The organism is Clostridium sp. MCC328 (assembly GCF_018785465.1).
GTDB classification, from domain to species: domain Bacteria; phylum Bacillota; class Clostridia; order Lachnospirales; family Lachnospiraceae; genus Pilosibacter; species Pilosibacter fragilis.
The window spans coordinates 1-203 of the sequence record NZ_WQPW01000076.1 but is presented as its reverse complement, the minus strand read 5'-3'; the positions used below and the strand labels follow the sequence as shown (position 1 = coordinate 203).

1 protein-coding gene is annotated in these 203 nt (G+C 40.4%); it reads left to right on the top strand.

All coding sequences use genetic code 11. The features are described 5' to 3' along the window. On the top strand, positions 1 to 203 hold a 203-nt coding region (locus GPK83_RS11905; RefSeq protein WP_215704864.1), incomplete at both ends, for a helix-turn-helix domain-containing protein.

The following is a 203-nucleotide window of genomic DNA, read 5'->3' as shown; positions in this document are numbered from 1 at the left end:
AAAATAAGAGTGAACATCGTGTACCGTTTTCGGATCTACCCGAATAAATCTCAAAAAGAACTATTTGCAAGGACATTTGGATGTGTGCGTTTCGTGTATAACCGGATGCTGGCAGAGAAGAACGAATATTATGAGAAAACCGGAAAAGTATTAAAGGTTACGCCTGCAAAATATAAGGCAGAGTTTCCGTGGCTGAAGGAGGT